The 13,618-nt window shown below is 62.4% G+C and carries 16 protein-coding genes and 1 pseudogene; 9 read left to right on the top strand and 8 right to left on the bottom strand.

Annotation, left to right across the window (positions count from 1 at the left end; all coding sequences use genetic code 11):
• Positions 1-3: 3 nt before the first annotated feature.
• Both IPN92_00570 and IPN92_00565 read right to left on the bottom strand, forming a co-directional pair.
• Entirely contained in the window at positions 4-288 is a 285-nt protein-coding gene (locus IPN92_00570) for an RNA-binding protein (GenBank protein MBK8636821.1), read from the bottom strand.
• Positions 289-578: 290 nt separating this feature from the next.
• A complete protein-coding gene (locus IPN92_00565; GenBank protein MBK8636820.1) occupies positions 579-890 on the bottom strand; it encodes a hypothetical protein in 312 nt (103 codons plus the stop codon).
• 266 nt (positions 891-1,156) lie between these two features.
• On the opposite strand from IPN92_00565, the gene IPN92_00560 reads away from it, so the two are divergent.
• The 5 genes and pseudogenes from IPN92_00560 (at position 1,157) to IPN92_00540 (ending at position 5,194) form a co-directional block, all read left to right on the top strand.
• Positions 1,157-2,383, top strand: a complete 1,227-nt coding sequence (locus IPN92_00560; protein ID MBK8636819.1) for a pyridoxal phosphate-dependent aminotransferase — start codon at positions 1,157-1,159, stop codon at positions 2,381-2,383.
• 39 nt (positions 2,384-2,422) lie between these two features.
• The gene (locus tag IPN92_00555) at positions 2,423-3,001 is read left to right on the top strand and encodes a M48 family metalloprotease (GenBank protein ID MBK8636818.1); all 579 of its coding nucleotides are present in this window, start codon (positions 2,423-2,425) and stop codon (positions 2,999-3,001) included.
• Positions 2,973-3,308: pseudogene (locus IPN92_00550) on the top strand (M48 family metalloprotease). Before IPN92_00555 ends, IPN92_00550 begins: the two are co-directional and overlap by 29 nt.
• Before the next feature lie 62 nt (positions 3,309-3,370).
• The gene (locus tag IPN92_00545; protein ID MBK8636817.1) at positions 3,371-3,751 is read left to right on the top strand and encodes an archease; all 381 of its coding nucleotides are present in this window, start codon (positions 3,371-3,373) and stop codon (positions 3,749-3,751) included.
• 15 nt (positions 3,752-3,766) lie between these two features.
• Positions 3,767-5,194: an RtcB family protein gene (locus IPN92_00540; GenBank protein MBK8636816.1), complete on the top strand. Its 1,428-nt coding sequence runs from the start codon at positions 3,767-3,769 to the stop codon at positions 5,192-5,194.
• A 152-nt stretch (positions 5,195-5,346) separates the two neighbouring features.
• On the opposite strand, the gene IPN92_00535 is transcribed toward IPN92_00540, so the two are convergent.
• Positions 5,347-5,937: a Uma2 family endonuclease gene (locus tag IPN92_00535; protein ID MBK8636815.1), complete on the bottom strand. Its 591-nt coding sequence runs from the start codon at positions 5,935-5,937 to the stop codon at positions 5,347-5,349.
• Between the two features lie 433 nt (positions 5,938-6,370).
• Between IPN92_00535 and IPN92_00530 the strand changes: the two genes are divergently transcribed.
• From IPN92_00530 to IPN92_00515, 4 genes are all read left to right on the top strand, one after another.
• A complete protein-coding gene (locus IPN92_00530; protein ID MBK8636814.1) occupies positions 6,371-6,784 on the top strand; it encodes a hypothetical protein in 414 nt (137 codons plus the stop codon).
• The gene (locus IPN92_00525; protein MBK8636813.1) at positions 6,781-7,344 is read left to right on the top strand and encodes a transcriptional activator TraM; all 564 of its coding nucleotides are present in this window, start codon (positions 6,781-6,783) and stop codon (positions 7,342-7,344) included. Before IPN92_00530 ends, IPN92_00525 begins: the two co-directional genes overlap by 4 nt.
• Before the next feature lie 79 nt (positions 7,345-7,423).
• The gene (locus IPN92_00520) at positions 7,424-7,807 is read left to right on the top strand and encodes a DUF1778 domain-containing protein (protein ID MBK8636812.1); all 384 of its coding nucleotides are present in this window, start codon (positions 7,424-7,426) and stop codon (positions 7,805-7,807) included.
• A gap of 176 nt (positions 7,808-7,983) precedes the next feature.
• Positions 7,984-8,505 carry a hypothetical protein gene (locus IPN92_00515; protein ID MBK8636811.1) on the top strand — a complete coding sequence of 174 codons (522 nt, stop codon included), beginning with the start codon at positions 7,984-7,986 and terminating at the stop codon, positions 8,503-8,505.
• A gap of 504 nt (positions 8,506-9,009) precedes the next feature.
• Here IPN92_00515 and IPN92_00510 read toward each other — a convergent pair.
• The 5 genes from IPN92_00510 to IPN92_00490 form a co-directional block, all read right to left on the bottom strand.
• On the bottom strand, positions 9,010-9,942 hold the full coding sequence (locus IPN92_00510; protein ID MBK8636810.1) for an HPr family phosphocarrier protein: 933 nt from the start codon (positions 9,940-9,942) through the stop codon (positions 9,010-9,012).
• Positions 9,943-10,139: 197 nt separating this feature from the next.
• A complete protein-coding gene (locus IPN92_00505) occupies positions 10,140-11,387 on the bottom strand; it encodes a hypothetical protein (protein ID MBK8636809.1) in 1,248 nt (415 codons plus the stop codon).
• 68 nt (positions 11,388-11,455) lie between these two features.
• Complete coding sequence (locus tag IPN92_00500; GenBank protein MBK8636808.1) at positions 11,456-12,445, bottom strand: DUF3991 and TOPRIM domain-containing protein; 990 nt, start codon at positions 12,443-12,445, stop codon at positions 11,456-11,458.
• Positions 12,442-12,747 (bottom strand): hypothetical protein, encoded by a 306-nt coding sequence (locus tag IPN92_00495; protein ID MBK8636807.1) that lies wholly within the window; start codon positions 12,745-12,747, stop codon positions 12,442-12,444. The genes IPN92_00500 and IPN92_00495 overlap by 4 nt, the downstream gene beginning before the upstream one ends.
• 139 nt (positions 12,748-12,886) lie before the next feature.
• Positions 12,887-13,615, bottom strand: a complete 729-nt coding sequence (locus tag IPN92_00490) for a ParB N-terminal domain-containing protein (GenBank protein ID MBK8636806.1) — start codon at positions 13,613-13,615, stop codon at positions 12,887-12,889.
• Positions 13,616-13,618: the final 3 nt, after the last annotated feature.

The raw sequence follows: 13,618 nt of genomic DNA, 5'->3' as shown, positions 1-13,618 counted from the left end.
CGATCAATAACGCCGACCACCGCCGCCGCCGTGCGAGGGACGGTCGCTTCTGGGCTTGGCCTGATTGACGGTAATGTTGCGGCCCTTGATGGCGGTGCCATTCAGACCCTTGATCGCGGCATCGGCCTGCGAGTTGTTGTCCATTTCCACAAAGCCGAAGCCCTTGGATTCGCCAGTGAATTTGTCGCTGATCAGTTGCACGTTGGACACGTCGCCGTAATGGGCAAAGGCCTCGCGCAGATCGGCGTCGGTGGCGCTATAGGGAAGGTTACCTACGTAAATATTCATCTCTGACTAACTCCGAAATTCGTGCATTGGATAAACATGACACTATCGAAAAATACCAAGCACGAAAATTCCTTCGACAGCGGAATACCGTAAAAACGGTAAGAAGAAGTAAGGGGGGCTACATGATTCGCGGGAAATCCATGGGATTCATTCGATTTTATGCTACGCCTTGCCCCGATCTGAAGATCGGTTGTTCCTCTTGGTTCCCACAATAACAGGTCTTTCGGTGAAAGGTAAGGGGTGATTGAGCCGGGCGGGGGTCCGCCGTCATCGGCGGGCGGCCCAGGGCATCAGCGGGTTTTGCTGCTGGCAAAGGCCCGGGTGCTCTTGCCTGTGGCATTGCGCATGTTAAAGTCCTCGGCGCAATTTTGGGCGTAGGCCATCACCTCCTCGGGCGAACCACGATGATAGCCCGTGATCCGGGAGGGGCCGCTCGCCAGCTCATAGCGATACCAGTCATCCCCCGCGCCGCCATTGGGTTCGGCCACTTTCGCCACGGAGGCAACGGCGAACTGCGGCCGCAGAAGGAGGCTGGGGGTGGAATTGTCCTGGAGAGAAACCTGCTCCGCGGTGTCCGCGTTCGGGGATGGAGCCGAGTCCATAGAGATCTCCTGAGCCAAGGGTTGCGGAAAAGGGGTGCCACAAGTCGCTTGGACTTCGAGCCAGGGCGCGGACCAGCCAGCGGCGACCGTATCTTGTAACGATCAATACATGGGGGCAATATCGCGAAAACAAACGGGTCTGCGCGCGCGACCCCGCGCCCTAATGGCCTGGGCTGTGATGGGCGTCGCTATTTGCAGCACCCCGTCGGGATCGGGTACCTTCTTGCCCCCCACTATCGCGAGCCCCTCAACCGGAAGTAGCCACCATGCAGCCCGTCCTCAAGTCCACCAAGCTGGCCAATGTCTGCTATGACATCCGCGGCCCCGTGATGGCCCGCGCCTACCAGATGGAGGAAGAGGGCCACCGCATCATCAAGCTCAACATCGGCAACCCCGCCGTCTTTGGCTTCGAGGCCCCGGACGAGATCGTGCGCGATGTCATCCATAACCTCCCCAACGCCTCGGGCTATATTGAGTCCAAGGGCCTGTTCGCCGCCCGCAAGGCGGTGATGCACTACAGCCAGGAAAAGCAGATCCCTGGGGTCCAGGTGGGTGACATCTACATCGGCAACGGGGTCTCCGAGCTGATCGTGATGACCATCCAGTCCTTGCTGGACAGCGGCGACGAGGTGCTGGTGCCGGCGCCGGACTATCCCCTCTGGACCGCCGCCGTCTCCCTGGCCGGCGGCACCCCCTGCCACTACCTCTGTGACGAGGGCGCGGGCTGGCTGCCGGATCTGCACGACATTCGGGCCAAGATCACGCCATCCACCCGTGCCATCGTCATCATCAACCCCAACAATCCCACCGGGGCCCTCTATCCGGTGGATCTGCTGCAAGAGATCGTCGAGATCGCCCGCCAACACCAACTGATCATCTACGCGGACGAGATCTACGACAAGGTCCTGTATGACGGCGCCACCCATACCTCCATCGCCTCCCTGGCGGAGGACGTGCTGTTCGTGACCTTCAACGGGCTGTCCAAGAACTACCGCGCCTGCGGCTACCGCGCTGGTTGGGCGATCGTATCCGGGGAAAAGCGCCACGCCCGCGACTACATCGAGGGGCTGGACATCCTCGCCTCCATGCGGCTGTGCGCCAATGTACCGGCCCAGTACGCCATCCAGACCGCGCTTGGCGGTTATCAGAGCATCGAGGATCTGGTCGCCCCCACGGGTCGCCTGTGCCGGCAGCGTGACCGGGCCTACGAACTCCTGACCGCCATCCCGGGCGTTACCTGCCACAAGCCCCAGGCGGCCATGTACCTCTTCCCCCGCCTGGACACCAAGGTCTATCCGATCCTCAACGACCAGCACTTCATCCTCGATCTCCTGCTGGAGGAAAAGGTGCTGGTGGTCCAGGGCAGCGGCTTCAACTGGCCCCATCCGGACCATCTGCGCCTCGTCTTTCTGCCCAACACCGATGACCTGGAGGATGCCATGGGCCGGATCGGCCGCTTCCTCGACGGTTACCGCAAGCGGCATGGCAACTGAGGCATTCTGGATCGGCCGCCAGACCCCCATTTAGCCGCCATGGACCGACAACGCCTGTTCGAACACAAGGTGCGTAACGCCCTGCAGCAACTTGGCCTGCTCGGGCTGCTGTCCCTGCTGCTCGGCTATCTGGCCTGGGTGGTGGGCGGCGAGCCCTTTCTGTGGGGCACCCTGATGGGCGTCGCGATGCTCTGGATGATCAACCCGGTGGCCTCCCCCCGGCTCCTGGTCCGGCTCTATGGCGCCATACCCCTGTCGCCCCGGGAGATGCCAGGCCTCTACCAGCTCCTGGAGGGCCTGGCGGCACGCGCCGGGCTCGAACATTCGCCACGGCTCTACTACCTGCCGAGCCGGATGATGAACGCCTTCGCCACCGGGCGGCGCGAGGACGCGGCCATCGTCCTGTCCGACGGCCTCTTGCGGCGTCTGGAGCGGCGGGAGCTGATCGGCGTCCTGGCCCACGAGCTCGCCCACGTCGCCAACGGCGATATCCAGGTGATGACCTTCGCCGACCCCCCCCCCCCCCCCCCCCCCCCCCCCCCCCCCCCCCCCCCCGCCGCGCCCCCGCCCCGGGGCCCCCCCCCCCACCCTATCGCGCAACCGCGAATTCGAAGCTGACCGCGGCGCCGCCGAACTCTCCGGGGACCCGGTGGGTCTCGCCTCGGCCCTGGACAAGCTGGAGCGCCAGCAGGGCAGCTTCTGGGAGCAGATGATGCTCCCCGGCCGCCACTTGCCGGACCCCTCCCTGCTGCGCACCCACCCGCCGACCCAGGAACGCATCGACCGCCTCCTGGAATTGATCCCGGACGAACTTCCCGGCCCGGCCCTGGCCTGGCCCCTGGACGACCCTCGGGAACTGCTGGCGCTGCTGGCTCGGGGCGTTAACCGGTCGCCCCGCTGGCACATCACGGGCCTCTGGCATTGAACGCCTCGGCCATAGACCCGCGCCCACTGCCCGCCTGGGAGCACTTCGAGCACCGCGCCGACATGGGCGTGGCGGGCTTTGGCGCCAGCCCGGCGGAGGCCTTCGAGCAGGCGGCCCTGGCGCTCACGGCCATCATCTGCGACCCGGCGGCGGTGCGTCCGGAGCAGGCGGTGGCCATCGACCGAGAGGAGCCGGACCTGGAGCTGCTGTTTGTGGACTGGCTGAATGCCCTGATCTACGAGATGGCCGTCCGCCAGATGCTCTTCTCACGGTTTCACGTCCGGCTCGAGGGCCCCCGACTCAGGGGCGAGGCCTGGGGCGAGCCGCTGGACCGGGAGCGCCATGAGCCGGCGGTGGAGGTTAAGGGGGCCACCTATACGGCCCTCGCGGTGCGCCAGGCGGTTGACGGCACCTGGTCCGCCCGCTGCGTCGTGGATGTTTGATTGCGAGGAGCCACCATGGATACCCAGCACCTGACCCAAGTCACCGACACCCAGTGGCGCCTCGAGCCCCAGGGGCCCATGCGCGTCCCTGGCATCCTCTTCGGCAGCCAGGCCCTGATCCGCGACATGGACGACAAGGTCCGGGAGCAGTTGGCCAATGTCGCCAGCCTGCCGGGTATCGTCCAGGCGGCCTATGCCATGCCGGACGCCCACTGGGGCTACGGCTTCCCCATCGGCGGGGTGGCCGCCTTCGACCCGGAAGAGGGCGGCGTGGTCTCCGGCGGCGGCGTGGGTTTTGACATCTCCTGCGGGGTGCGGACCCTGCACACCGGCCTGGACCGGGCCGCCATCCTGGCGGTGCAGCGGGAGCTGGCGGACGCCCTCTATTACCGGGTCCCGGTGGGCCTGGGCAGCACCGGCGGCATTCGCCTCGACGACCGGGAACTGGACGCCATGCTCGCCGGCGGGGCGCGTTGGGCGGTGAGCCGGGGCTATGGCCAGCCCGAGGACCTGGATCGCATCGAGGAGCGGGGCCGCATGGCCGGCGCCGACCCCAAGCAGGTCTCCGACCAGGCCAAGCGCCGCCAGCGCGACGAGATGGGCACCCTGGGTTCCGGCAACCACTACCTAGAGATCCAGGAGGTCACACAGATTCAGGATCACGCCATCGCTGCTGCCTTCGGCCTGGAGTTGGGCGCGGTGGTGGTGAGCATCCACTGCGGCTCCCGGGGGCTGGGCCACCAGATCGGCACCGACTACCTCAAGCGCATGGTCCTGGCCGCCGGCCAGCATGGCATCCGCCTGCCGGATCGGGAACTGGCCTGCGCCCCGCTCAACTCCGATCTGGGCCGCGCCTATCTCGGCGCCATGCGCGCCGGCATCAACTGCGCCCTGGCCAACCGCCAGATCATCACCCACCTGGCGCGCAAAGTCTTTATGGAGGTGCTGGGGGTGGACCTGACTCTGCTCTACGACGTCTCCCACAACACCTGCAAGCTCGAGGAGCATGTCGTCGAGGGTCGCCGGCGCAAGCTCTATATCCACCGCAAGGGCGCCACCCGCGCCTTCGGCCCCGGTCACCCCGATCTGCCCGAGAGCCTGCGCGCCGTCGGCCAGCCGGTGCTGATCGGCGGCACCATGGGCACCGCCTCCTACATCCTGGCGGGGACGGCCCAGAGCCAGGAACTGGCCTTCAACTCCGCCTGTCACGGCGCCGGCCGGGCCATGAGTCGCCACGCCGCCACCCGCCGCTGGCAGGGGCGGGCGGTGCAGAACGAACTGGCCCAGCGCGGCATCCTGGTGCGCAGCCCCTCCCCGCGCGGCATGGCCGAGGAGGCCCCAGGTGCTTACAAGGACGTCGTCGAGGTGGTTACCGCCACCGACCGCGCCGACCTTGCTCGCCTGGTGGCGCGGCTGGAGCCGCTGGTGTGTATCAAGGGGTGAGGCGTGCGCGGTGGGGCCATCGCCAGGAGGCGCCGTTGCGAGGAGTCAACTCAGGCGCCCGCCTGGGTGATGTGGGCCAGGCTGCCGCTAGTTAGGCCTGGCTTCGCCTTTCAAGTCAACCACTTGCTATGGCGGAGCCAGGCGGGCGCCGCCTATTCCCGGCCCGAGAGGGGATTGCCAGGCGGCCAGTGGATCGTCAGGTCCGCGATCACGCCCACCGGGGTCGGCTCCTCCAGCGTCCGGATGTCTGGCTTGCCGAAGGCGCCATCCTCGCCCAGCCGATAGATGGTCAGCACCCGGTCAACCGGGTGTAGCAGCCAGTATTCCCGGACCCCGTGACGCTCGTAGAGTGCCCGCTTACAGATCTGATCATGAGCGGCGCTGGCGGGGGAGAGGATCTCGATGATCCAGTCCGGGGCACCCCGGCAGCCTTTGTCATCCAGCTTACGGGGATCGCAGATGACCGCCACGTCGGGTTGTACCACCGTATCCACTCGCGCGTCGGCCTCGTCTTTTCTGGGCAGGCGCACATCGAAGGGGGCGACATAGACCCGACAGGGCTGACCTTGGAGAGCATTGCCGATCTGACGCGCCAGTTCTACCACAAACTCCTGATGCAACCGTGTCGGCGCGGGTGCCATGGCAAAGGCCTCGCCGTCGATCAGCTCCCAGCGCTCCCCCTCGGGCCACTGGCAATAATCGTCATAACTGAAGTAGTCCATTTTGCGGGCCGCCTGGGGCATCTGGGTGTCTCCTTCTTGCTAGGGATCATCGTGTCCTGTATTCGAACAACATAGGATGTTACGTCATGTCTGGCAAGTGACCAAGAGGAGCGACCCCCCCTGTTCATGCACAGGTTTCATGCCGAGTTCAGTTGAAAGATAGAAGGTCCAGATGTGGCAGCAGGTTTGGTGATGCCCCTCTGGTGTAAAGGCTGCCACGGCGACCTAACCGCCGCGTAGAATCCATCTTTCCCCTTGCCTTGGAACTATGCCCATTCCAGGCCTACAGGCACGCCCTTGGGGAGGGTGTTCAGCCGGTTCGTGTTCAGGAATTCAGTGCCCTTACCCTAGCCAGCGAAGATCAGCCACGGAGCCCCACTATGAATATTCCTCGCCTCAAGGTCCTGGAAAGGCAAACGGGGTCTTCGCCCTGCTGGCGGAACTCGGCTACCAGGTGGTGGTGCAGACGGTGATCGCCGGCGGGCCGGACGCGGAGGAGACCATCAAGGGGACCATGGCCCTGCTGGCGACGGATGTGCCGCTGATCCTGTGGCTGAACGAGCATCTGGGCCCCCTGGAGGTCCACTCCCAAGGCGGGGGCCGGCCCATCACGGAGGCCAAGTTCCTGCACGAGGCCCGGGACCGCATCCTCGGGACCATCCTGCTGCCGGCCCGCACCAAGGCGACCTTCGGCAAGGACATCGAGGAAATGCTCCGCCAGCGTCTGACCTTCGGGGAGGCCATCGAGCGCTTCGACCTGATGCCCCGCACCCGCATCAAGCGCATCCGCGATGAGCTGTGGGGTCAGCTCGACGCCCTGCCCCTGGGTGAGGATCATGCCCTGTCCAGGGCCGCCGCCTCGGCGTGAACGACTGGGACGACCTGATCGGGGACATGATCGCGGAGGTCGCCCGCGCCCACGGGATGGCGATTTGCCGCGAGGACCCGATTGTGGCCGTGGTTCTGCTGAACCAGGTGGTGTTGCGCCGGTATCTTGAGGAGACAGTCGCCCCGGCCGCGGCAGCGATCCGGGAGGCAGCGCGGGACGCGATTGACCAGGTGGAGAAGGTCGCCGAGGCCCAGGCCCATTGGCTGGATCAGGGGTCCCTCAAGGATCGTGCGTCCTTCCTGGAAGACCAGAAGACCCTGCACGAGGGGTGGACGGCGGACATGCAGGCCCTGATCAAAGGCCAGAACGCGGCGCTGCAACAGGTGGTGATGCAGACGATCGCCTTGTTGCGAAATCAGGCCCCAACCGTGGGGCCGGTCCTGGCAAGTCCACCCGCACCGCTCCAGGCCCAGACTTCGGCGCCGACCGGGATGGGCAACCCCTGGGCCTGGATCTGGGCTGGGACGCTGTTGGGAACGGGGGCTACGGTGGTCCTGACGCTGGCCGCGGTGGTCGGGCGAGCGTTCGCGGGGCAGTAGGAAAAGGAATCCGGTCCGGCTGCGTTCGTTCTGGATGTCTCCAGCAGGCTGCCGTACAGTAACGGCAGGAGGACAGCCCATGCCATCAGCCACATCCACCGCTCGGCTCGAAGCCCGCATCAGCACCGAGCTGCACGCCATGCTCAAACGTGCCGCGGAGATTCAGGGCCGCAGCCTGACCGACTTCGTGGTGTCCGCTGTGCAGGAGGCCGCCCAGCGCACCATCGAGCAGGGCGAGGTCGTCCGCCTGTCGCTGGCCGACTCGAAGCGCTTTGCCCAGGCCCTCCTGTCCCCGCCGTACCCATCGCCGGCCCTGGAGCGCGCCTTCGCGCGTCGCCGCAAGCTGCTACGATCTACCTCGAAGGCACAAGTCAAGACCTGTCCTCGCGCCGGTGATGCCTCGCTGCCCGGGGTCCGCAGTCGCCTGGATAGCCGACGCTCGCCGCGTCCACGAGTCAGGTAAACTGGCCCCCGAATTTACACGACGGCCGACCGCGATGAGGGTTGAGAGGCACGAGTCAAGACCCTCGCCCCCGTGCATACCGGAAACTCGAGCAGGCCTGCTGCCTGCCGCAAGACCACGGAATACAAAACAAATCTACCCCAATTTTTAGGCTAGTAACCACAAAGGCATCGGGAATGAACCGAGAAGAACATCCGATTTGGAGTGTGTATGACAAACTACGGACAGCCCGGCTAAATGTGAAGTATTACAGCCGTAGACTACAAATGGTAGAAAGATTGACTTTTTCCCTAGATCTGATCTTGCTAGCGACAGCGCCCTCTTCTGCAATCGCCGGACTGTGGTTTTGGTCGACGTCTATTGGAAGCCTGGTATGGCAGTACTTCGGCGTTATCGCGGCCGCCACAGCCGTAGTCAAACCTCTATTGGCCCTCCCAAAGAAAATAAAGGACTATGAGGGCGTGTTAGCAGGGTATCGAGGCCTTGAATACGATTTAATGGAGATAAAGACAATCGTAGAGCAAAAGCGAACCTACGATAAAACTCAACAAGAGGAATTTCGTAAGGCTATTCGACGGGAAAAATCGTTGGTAAGTAAACCCCCTGAAACAAGAGAAAACGCTACCGTGAAGAGAGCATGCGAAGAGGAGGTTCTCAGAGAACTCCCCTCAGAATCATTCTTTGTTCCACAGGCATAAAGCAATGGCAACAAGAGAGTCGCCAGAACGTCGGAAGGACAAACCACAACCTAGTCGTCCCGAAAGACCATCCCCCCCTAACAGCCAGCCCCCCCCTGAACGAGGGTGGCCTCCAGCGCGGCCAGGTAAGGAGATTCATGTTGAACCGGATAATCCTTGGCCGAGGCGGCAGAAGTAGTGACCAGAATATGGGTCCCGCTTCGTTAGCTTGCGAATGAAGAGAAAGAAATTGCCTAACGACGGCGTCAAATGCGACCGAGAACCGCGCGAGACGGAGAGAAGTCCAGATATCGATTAACGCACCTCTCGCTGGGTTTGACGACGAAGCCCTCATAGAAGGAACTCCAAACAGCCGCCGGGCGTCGACAGGCGCTCCGGCGAGCCAAGATAGCCGCCATTAAGCCTGGCCTCTTGTTGTTCCTTGTTGTTCAAAAAGGATCCGTAAAACGCGGAAACATTGACACTTCCAGAAGATGCTTGATTGGAAGACCGGATTCGGCGCCTCTAAAACTCCGGAAATGCTACCGTTACCTTTCCAGCTTCGCCGATGCGATCCCTTACTGCGACCTCCCACGTTGCATCATCACGAAGAAGTTTAAACTCGAACGAGGAACCGAGCAGAAGCCGAGGCATTTCCCACAGCCAAATGTCTTTATCAATACAACTCATGGCAAGGCCACGCTCCCAGCTCAAAGGTGGCGTGTCTCCTCGAACGAATATCTCGTGACCCCAGCCAACATCACACTTGGCGACGACTCTCGTCGGGAGTTCTGTGCGGGCCAACACCTTTTTTCGGTAGACTCTCTCCCTAATATCGACAGTAACATCTTCATCCATTCCGGTGTCTATGTAGTCGATCAAGAACGAGACGGCTGCGATGCCTTCTTTTCCCCTAGCACGAATCTCAATTTCCGATCCCACACTCCCGGCTAGCATCATCACTTCCATGATACTCTTCCCATTAACCCAATCGGACTGCCGCTGACCTACACAACGCAGCTGAATCGGACACGCGAAAGATCTCGCTACGGCGTTCAGTCGAGCTGTCGCTCTCGCGTGCATTCCCAACGTGTTCACGATAACTGCCCGATCGGAAAACCATCCCTGGGGTTCCCCCAGTACGCCATCATCCTCTGTCTGTGGAGATCCGGTTAAAGGTTTCTCCACAATGTTCGGCAACAGTCGCCTAAGCAACCGTCGAATTTCGTCGTCCCTCCCCAATTGGTAGGCGTCCTGCACAAATGTTGTACCTTCGCACAGTTGAACAGAAATCCTACAAAGCGTTGTGACGAATTCACGAGGTCCGACCACAAAGCAGCAAACAGTTGCTTGGGCCTCAAATTCCTCAATGTCTACCCTCTTTTCTTGGAAAAGCCAGGCCACACGTTCCGGAATGCGATCTGCGGTGTCCACAATTAAGTGGGGGAGAAAAAGCATTTTCCCGAAACTGAAGGTATTCTTACGGTCAGCTGCTATAAACCTGTTGAGTATAGTCTGCTCTAAATCGTGTCCAAGAGACATGCCATCCAGTAGGAGTCGTGTCCCCTCCTTCAGGCACGGGTATGTTTCAGTGAATTCCAACTCGACCGCTATCACGGAGTGGTCGGCGAGCGCTTCGGTTATCTCTTCGATATTCATCGAGTCCCCGCGTCATCCGGCCATTTATTAACCGCTGTTTTTGCAACTGGGGGGGTTAGACTCTCAACCAATTCATGGAAGTTGGTGAGCGCCTCCTCTAGGGATTTTACCACTTGCGGAAATCGTTCGAGGTCGAATTGATCCCTCGCAATTTCACTGTGCGTAGTTATGAACTCAACATAAGGCAAAGACTCTAAAAATCCGAGCGCTGCAATATCGTCTCTCGATGGCTGAATATACTTCGAAACATAGTGGGACAGCAAATTTACGGCGCGTAGCAAGCTATTCCTACTCTCTGCCTCTGCCGGATTGGGTTGCGCGCGATAGTCATTTGAAGCCAGGTCGTTGTATAATAGAAGGAGCTTATGCCACGTTTGCCAATGCAGTGGTGGAACATCGGCGCGCAACCTCGCTAGCTTTGTGCAGAGCACCACATCATTAGCATCTTTCCAAGCAAACTCCCCAAACAACATTCGTCCTATTGGGATAACGCACCTTTCCCGCGGCACGTCAAAAATCCATCTATGCACTGACAGCTTCTTCGAAATGAGGTGCAGAACTTCTTCTTCTGGTATCTCAAGTGCGGCTATGGAGTTGACCACTGCATCGAGGTTGACGAGGACACTTTCTTTCCAAAGATCCGGAGTGCTTTCTATATACTTAGAACTCCCTTTTTGAATAAAAAATCGTCTGTCCAAGCGAATATTGTGGCAGTCTTTTCCTTTGGATTCTATAATTCGTTTAGCATGCTCGAACGAATGCTGTATAGAATAGTCACCGAAGAACCGTTCGTAGAAGCAAGAAATAAAATCAAGGCTACAGGCATCGCTAAGCGGCCCCGTCGCAGTGATTACGAAAGGAGCGACTTGAGCAAGTATCGGAAGTGCTTCAGCAGAGTAACAGGATAACAGAATGACAAGAGTGGGAGGCGTTTCTGGAATCGAAAGTAGGCTTTGGAGACGTAACGGGCTTACCAGCTCACCACCTTCACCCATATCGGTCTTGTCAAGAACGATCCCTTCGGAATTCCCGTGTCCAGAAAACTGAATAACATTGTAAGAGCGGTGGATCAGGAGATTGTGGATATCTGCAGTTTCTGACGCATGTTGCCGATGGACCTGAACGGCACCAGCAAAACGGCTGGCGAGCGCCGTGATGAGCCGATCTTCTTTATCCAAGCGTAACCGTATTTCGGGATTAACCTCATCTGGAGGATCAGAGAATAATACGAGAACTTGTTTCATGGTTTTGGCCCGCAACTTATATTCGACTTAGGCAGACGAGGAAATAGGGGACGTACCACCGAATCCTGTCAACCGATTGCAGGAGCCGCCCTGCTCGCACGCAGAAGCACATCGTTCCAATCCTTGGCATCCACGGGCACGGCCCGCTCGATCGCCAGGTCTCCCCTCCCCGTCTCCGCAACCAGCCCCTCAATGATAACCACAAAGGCGGTACCGTCCTCGTCGTTATCCGTGGCAATCCGCACCGTCGCACCAGGCACCAGGCGCTTGATCGCCGCCCGGATCAGGGCCGGCTGGCTGGGATTCATGGCGCCTCCGAAGCTCGCGTAGCGCGCGTTGTCGTCAGGATGCAGGGCCGCATAGCTCAGGGCGTCGATACCGCTCTCAGCAAGCACCAGTGCGGTATCGGTGCGCTGCACCCGCGAGATCCACAACCCCTTCTCCCCTCCCGGCGCGAAGCCGGTAAACCCCCGGTTCTTGACCTCGTAGCAGCAGGGTCCATCCCGGTCGGCGTGGGGGAAGATAACGTTCGAGCGGGCGTCCACCAGGACCCGGCCGGCGAACCTGGGGTGTTCGAGCAAGCTCTGGGGGATTCCCCGCTCCTCCTCCAGGTACCGATGTGTTATCAGAGGGCGCATTCCGGCCAGCGCCCGGATCACCCCGGCCCGGTCCCGCGAGACCGCGACCACCTCGGGGACGTACAGCCCCGGCACAGCCCGCACGAAGGAGCCGCCGACCCAGGGCCGCAACTCTTGGCGAACCTCGCCGATGGAGCACCGGCGCCGGTGCTGGATGAAGTCGATGACCGAGCCGTTGTCGCTGTCGTCGCGCACCGAGAAGTAGATCCAGTGGTCATCCTCCCCGCGGGCGATGATGATCTTGTCGCCGCTGGGGTGGCGCATGACCACGGAGTTGCGGGAGCTCGCCCGGCGGTCGAGGCGATAGCCCTCGGCCGCGGCGTACTTGGTCAGGTTGATGGCGGTCTTGAAGCGCTCCAGCTCGTCGCGCTGGCGCGGGGTGTCGGAAGGGGCAGGGTTTTTCGCATGCGAAAGTCTCATGCCTCCCCTCCCCCGCCGACCTGGCCCAGGACCTCCGCGACGGCCGTTTGCTCGTCTGGGTCGGCCAGGGCGGCATGGGCATGCAACCAAGAGGCCGCGGCCTGGACCGCCCAGAGGGGGGCCTTGGTCGCCGTCGCCCACTGCTCCAGGGCGGACCCCGGGGGCGGCCGGCGCGGATCGGAAAGCCCCCGGGCGACGGCAAAGGTCGTCAGCAAGGCGGCGGCCTCGGCCGGGGACCGATGGCAGTGGAACCGGAACGCCGAGATCACTTGCCGCCGCGTGGCATTGGGGATCGGCATCATGGGGACTGGCGCACCGGCAGGCGCACCACCTTCGGCGGTATCCCGTCATCCAGCACATGGCGCACCCCCAAGAGAAGCATCGGCGGGGCGGCCAGGATGGCCTCGCGCAGCGCGGGGAGCCTCTCGGCCAGGCGCGCGCTCAGGTCCGCCAGCGGCTCGGCGCTGCTGGTCCAGTCGCGGGCGACATGGGCACGAACCTGCTCCTGATGCGACGCCAGTTCACGCAGCAGGAGGTCCATGGGGCTTTGCTCGGGGGCGGCACGCTGGCGCAGCCGGTCCGCGAAGCCATCGACCGACTCGGGCTGAATGAGCCAGTCCGCGTTGCTGTAGCGATCGAGCGCCAGCAGGTCGATGACGGTGGTCTCCAGGCGGTTCGGGTCGAAGGGAAAGGACATCGCCAGGAGTCCGGCCGCCTCCCGGTAACGCGCCTCGCGCTCGGCTTCGGCGGCCTTCTCCTGGCGTTTGGCCCGATCCTTCGCCAGCTCGGCCGCTCGCGCGAGGCGCTCGCAGGTACCCCTGGCCTCGGCGAGGCCCTCGCGCTCCGGCAGCGACAGATAGGGGCTGATCTCCAGCTCGCGCAGCGAGGTGACCAGGCGCCGATAGCGGGCCTGGTCCTTGGCCCTGTCCTTCGAGCCTCCGAAAGACCGCCGGGCCATCGCCTCGGCAAGCTGAAGCTCAGTGAGCGGCTCCCGATCCTCGATGCGAACTCGCACAGGAAGCGCCGCGTCGGCGCCTCGATGTGCTGGGCGTGGATCACGGCGACCGTCGCCAGGCCGGCCATACCCGCCGCCCGCCAGCGCCGTTCCCCGGCCACCAGGAGGTAATGCCCCAGGGTCTCGGGATGCAGAGAGACGATCAGGGGCTCGATGAC

The organism is Chromatiaceae bacterium, from assembly GCA_016714645.1.
In the GTDB taxonomy this organism is placed as follows: domain Bacteria; phylum Pseudomonadota; class Gammaproteobacteria; order Chromatiales; family Chromatiaceae; genus M0108.
Note: the sequence above shows the minus strand (reverse complement) of the source record. Positions and strands in the feature narration are given on the sequence as shown.